Source organism: Syntrophobacterales bacterium (assembly GCA_031274925.1).
Lineage (GTDB): Bacteria > Desulfobacterota > Syntrophorhabdia > Syntrophorhabdales > Syntrophorhabdaceae > PNOM01.
Genome location: JAISPL010000011.1, coordinates 1 through 4,604, shown reverse-complemented (window position 1 = coordinate 4,604; position 4,604 = coordinate 1). Strand labels below are relative to the sequence as shown.

The 4,604-nt window shown below is 45.2% G+C and carries 5 protein-coding genes and 1 pseudogene; 4 read left to right on the top strand and 2 right to left on the bottom strand.

Annotated features, from left to right (window positions below; genetic code table 11):
* Positions 1-101: pseudogene (locus LBQ00_02105) on the top strand (IS5/IS1182 family transposase).
* Positions 102-447: 346 nt separating this feature from the next.
* Here LBQ00_02105 and LBQ00_02100 read toward each other — a convergent pair.
* Together LBQ00_02100 and LBQ00_02095 are read right to left on the bottom strand one after the other, a co-directional pair.
* The gene (locus tag LBQ00_02100; protein ID MDR2017664.1) at positions 448-780 is read right to left on the bottom strand and encodes a hypothetical protein; all 333 of its coding nucleotides are present in this window, start codon (positions 778-780) and stop codon (positions 448-450) included.
* 353 nt (positions 781-1,133) lie between these two features.
* A complete protein-coding gene (locus LBQ00_02095; GenBank protein ID MDR2017663.1) occupies positions 1,134-1,697 on the bottom strand; it encodes a hypothetical protein in 564 nt (187 codons plus the stop codon).
* A gap of 417 nt (positions 1,698-2,114) precedes the next feature.
* Between LBQ00_02095 and LBQ00_02090 the strand changes: the two genes are divergently transcribed.
* The 3 genes from LBQ00_02090 to LBQ00_02080 all read left to right on the top strand — a co-directional run.
* On the top strand, positions 2,115-2,936 hold the full coding sequence (locus LBQ00_02090; protein ID MDR2017662.1) for a DUF116 domain-containing protein: 822 nt from the start codon (positions 2,115-2,117) through the stop codon (positions 2,934-2,936).
* Between the two features lie 101 nt (positions 2,937-3,037).
* The gene (locus LBQ00_02085) at positions 3,038-3,511 is read left to right on the top strand and encodes a response regulator (protein MDR2017661.1); all 474 of its coding nucleotides are present in this window, start codon (positions 3,038-3,040) and stop codon (positions 3,509-3,511) included.
* Positions 3,512-4,353: 842 nt separating this feature from the next.
* Positions 4,354-4,604 (top strand): polysaccharide biosynthesis/export family protein (locus tag LBQ00_02080; GenBank protein ID MDR2017660.1); only part of this gene is annotated, 251 nt, incomplete at its 3' end.

Below are 4,604 nucleotides of genomic sequence, written 5' to 3'. Positions count from 1 at the left end.
GCATCATCGGTCTGATTAAACGCTAACATCACAACCGCAGAAAACGTTTCGGCTTACGCTTCAATCTGATCGCCGGTATCTGTAATTATGAAATGTTATAATTTTGGAAGGGGTATAATGTACCGAGGGGCTTGCCGTTCTCTAGGTCGATAAAGGACGGCTTTGGTATTTCAACTCAAGAAAGGTTTATCGGTAACGACCATGGCTTGGAAGCGTTCAAGGGCCAGTAGGTAATCCGTAAAATGTTAAAACGATAAAAAAGAAGGTTACGAGGAATCATGCAAATGATCGGTTTAGTTTATTTCTGCGGGACGTATGGTTTATCTCTTTCTTGGGGTGTATGCCGCATCAAGAGCGAGGCAAACTTGCAATGGAAGGTCTGTTGCTCACCATATATATGCAGTGAACGATTTCCCATTAACCATTAAAATTGAGCATTGGATTGACTCAAAAGTCCTGTACAGTCCGTTTCTGTTCAGGAGAGTCGATGATGAATTCCACTATCAGACCTCTGTCTCCAGTTGCCTCATACGCATCCCAAGGGAGTGCGTACAATCCATCCAGCAGGTAAACGTCATGGATGCAGTCATGATTGTAGGCGACACATACTGCGGAACATCTATCTTCGTTGCCAAAGACCTCCAATCCCTTTATCATGCATCGGAATCCCGTCCTCAATTGAATATCTTCCATAAAAACTTTTGCCTTTTCTATTGTGGAAAATACGCCGAAGACGCCCTGGCCCATGAGCATTTCATCTGTAACAACAAAAAGTTCCACAGTTGGTCTCCTTGTATTCACTGTGCACCAAGCGCCGCTATAACTTACCGTCAGGGCTAGACATGGAGCCTTATGATCCGCTTGGAATGACTTCCAAGGGTGATGCGCTGACTTGGAAAACTTTTCTCAGTTTTCTACGTATAAATTCAAACAATTGATCAGCGTTGCCGCTAACAAGATACACACCGATCAAAGCAACAGGAAACTGAAGTTCAAACCATTTAATCTCTACGGGTCTAATTCTCCGCCCCTTGGGGCGCTTCCTAATAGTCAGTCGTAAACCCCGGGATCCCCCGCCGCTTGCGACGGGGGATGTTCATTTAATTCTATCGGATATAATATAAAATTATCTATTATCCCCGTGCTCTGTAGCGCTTGAAGCAAGTTCCAATGAATACAATGACGAAAAAGAACCCGGCCCCCACGCCAGTTAACAAACCGGATCCAGGCTCAGGAACAGATGTTGATGGTGATCTCGGATCGCCACGATCTAAGGATGAATGAGAATGCGAAGTTGTTGATACCGTATAGTCCGATTTAGAATCTGAAGAATATCCCACGAAACCGCTCATTGCTGTCCCAATGCGAAAACCAAGTCCCTCTGAGGACGGGACCGGAGCAGGAGAACTTGAAGACTGTGCTGGTGGGAGGGCGGTGGCACTGGCAGATGCTGCAGCTGCAGCATCTGCCGAGTCTGAAAGCGGAGGCCCCGGTGTATAGTCCTCCCGTCTGCCTTGATTCCCAAAATCGGCATCAGAAAAGCCTTCTTCCACGGGCGAACCATTTCGGGCATATTCTGCTTTTGGGGTGCTGGGCATGAAAATTATGGCGAGTGAACCTATCAACAAGACAGCGATAGAAATGGCGATAGCCAAGATTATTGGCATACGTAATTTACGGATACTACGTTCATTCATGGCATATTCTCCTACTTATGCTTGAAAAATTCTGATGATTACTTAAACACTTTCAAGTCTCAATTATAAAATATACCTGCTAAACGGAAAAATGCAAGAAAGTTTGTTACTGTTTTCCTACTGAAATATTTAAGTAAGGATCACGGCCCAGACCCAGGATTCCTAATAGTCTTTAAATTGATAATGGAATATCAGAATACCGGACCCCAATAATTCACGCCGGCCTGATAAGACTTGAATTAGACCGGTTATTGACTAGGGGGCATCATCTATGAGAGACTGTCATTGTTAATCAGGCTGATTGCAGATGTCATAAACAGGCCTGAAGAAACCGAAGGCGCTGTGAAGGGTGGAATAGAGGAATTTGCGGGCATTGGTCTTGATTAGATGTGCCTTATCCGAATAGTGGAGAGAACTATGAAGGAGCCCGTGGAAGATTCAGTATTCAAGGATAGAAAATTAGGGAATGAGTGGGCGGATTGGGATGTGCTCTCTGACTTTCATGAACACGAAATCGAAGAACATTCCGCGACCTTTCTGGCTCTTGCTGTATTGACCTCCATTGTGCTGATTGGTTTTGCTTTTGCGGCCTGGTATATGATAAGGCCCAGGATGGAACAGTTTAGCGCGATGCTGCCGAGAATGGTCGAATGGGCTATGGGCCTGTTCGTAACCTGTCTTCTCGCGGCTCTTGCGATTGAAGTCCTTGTTCTCAGAAGGGGGGGGAGATCGTTTTTTCCTCAAAAGCCGATCGAAAGACTATTTTTGTTGATACTTCCCAAGGCCCTGTGGCTTGGGGGGTGTTTCGGGATCAGCCGCGACCGGGTAGGGAATTCCTTTATCAAAGTCCATAATTATATCATGACGACCCACGCCGACAGATTAAGTACCGAGCGTCTTCTCATGCTTCTGCCGAGATGTCTGGAAAAAACAGCACGCAGCGAGATCATGAGCCGGTCTAAGGAATACGAGATGCATGTTATTACGGCCGGGGGCGGCGAAGAAGCAAGAAGAGCAATCAGACAATACAGGCCTACTCTGATTCTGGCAGTTGCGTGCGAGAGAGATTTGGTGAGCGGCATAAAAGATGTCTCAGAAAAAGCACCGGTCTTGGCCATACCAAACAAGAGGCCGGAAGGTCCCTGCAAGAATACATGTCTGCAAATAGATAAATTCGAAGAAATACTGCATTTTATCCGTGCGCAAGAAAGAGGGGCTCGTGGTGCGGCTACCCCATGATCGCTTTCTGGGTCGGCCCCATGAACTTTCGGAGGTGCTTGGACGATAAAGGCTTGAATCCATGATGCGACCATACTTCCTAAATGAAAGGAGAACGCGCAATGGTAGCAGCTAGTCTTCTCGTTGTTGACGATGATGAAGAAATACGGGGCCTCTTAAAAGATTATTTTCAAGGAATAGGGTATGTCGTTGCGACGGCTGAAGGGGGGCACGAGGCGCTTCAAAAACTGAATAGCGTTAAAGTCGACTGTATCATTTCCGACTTTGTGATGCCGGAAATGGATGGTCTTGAGCTATTGAGGCGGATGAGAGCGGAGAACATGAATATGCCGTTTCTTATGAATACAGGCCACCCATCCGTGGACAGTGCAGTGGAGGCGATGAAAGCGGGTGCCTATGACTACATTTCCAAACCGCTGGAACTTGAAGACGTAAGGATTAAAGTTGAACGGGCTTTGTATACAAAAAAGTTGGAGAGATCGGTCAAAACAGTAAACGGAATTATATGGGCTGTATTGATTTCCATCCCATTATGGCTCATTCTTGGCATCGTAATGGGGAAAGTGTGGAAATAGTCGCCTGTGGAAAAACGTCATAAAGGGGTTTCTCAAATTCCGTGTAGTTATAATTTCTATTTCTGTGCCGCAGACCATCACCGGGAAGGTTGAGAGTTTAGGTGGTTTTGTGGTTATATCATGCCTGTACGAAAAGTTGTGCAATTTTGCTTGACAGTGTGAAGCGTTATGTATTATATTTATTCTATCTAGAAATCAGTCCGAAGGGGGGATTGAAGCGGACGGACATTCAATAATGCTTTAATCATTTTTTGGGCGGATGTGGTGTGTGCAAAGCGTGAGGGTAATAAGTAAAAACTTAGCAGAAGACTGCTTTTGACTCAAATCAGGGAAAATACCTACGCAACCAAGTATGAATCAAAGAAGAAAGCGTAGCGAGATTATAGACAGCTTGGAACTGAAGCCACCAAGTGGAATGGCGGTAGCTTAACTAAGTATACACATCCTTTTTTAGTAAAATCATTTGAAGAAAAACGATAGATGTTGACCCGACATGCGTTGAACGATAAATTGCATGGTTTGTTCTGGTAAACATGATGGGTGGGGATTAGCGGAACGTTTCCTATGCGTCACAGAGGGTGACGGAGAAGATTACGGGTATGTGTTTCGCAATGTGATATATTTCTGATAGACACCATAGTCTTGTTCATCTCATAAGGCTGTTGGGGCAAAAATGAGCGAATTCTTTTTTAATCAATGCGGAATAGTATCAACGGGATGTGCTGTGAGTGAGGATCAGTAAAAAGTTTGTTCCGGTTCAAACTTAATTCATATCATGTAAAGTTTCCCAGCTGGAGCTGGTGTTTGTCTGGGCGTGAAGCAGATTATTTCGGAGGTGGCAGATGGGATTGAACGCCTTGAGGATTGTGGTGTTTATAATGGGAATTGTATCGCTGGCGGCATGTACTCCAAATACTGTTGTTAACCCTGCGCCTTTCACGCAGTTTGACCAGCAGGCAAGAAGTTATTCGCAGCAGGAATATGTGATTGCTCCGGGAGATATCCTTGATGTCAAATTTGTGAATTATCCTGAACTTAATGAACTCGCGATGCCTGTAAGGCCTGACGGCAGGATTTCCCTTCAAATGGTGCC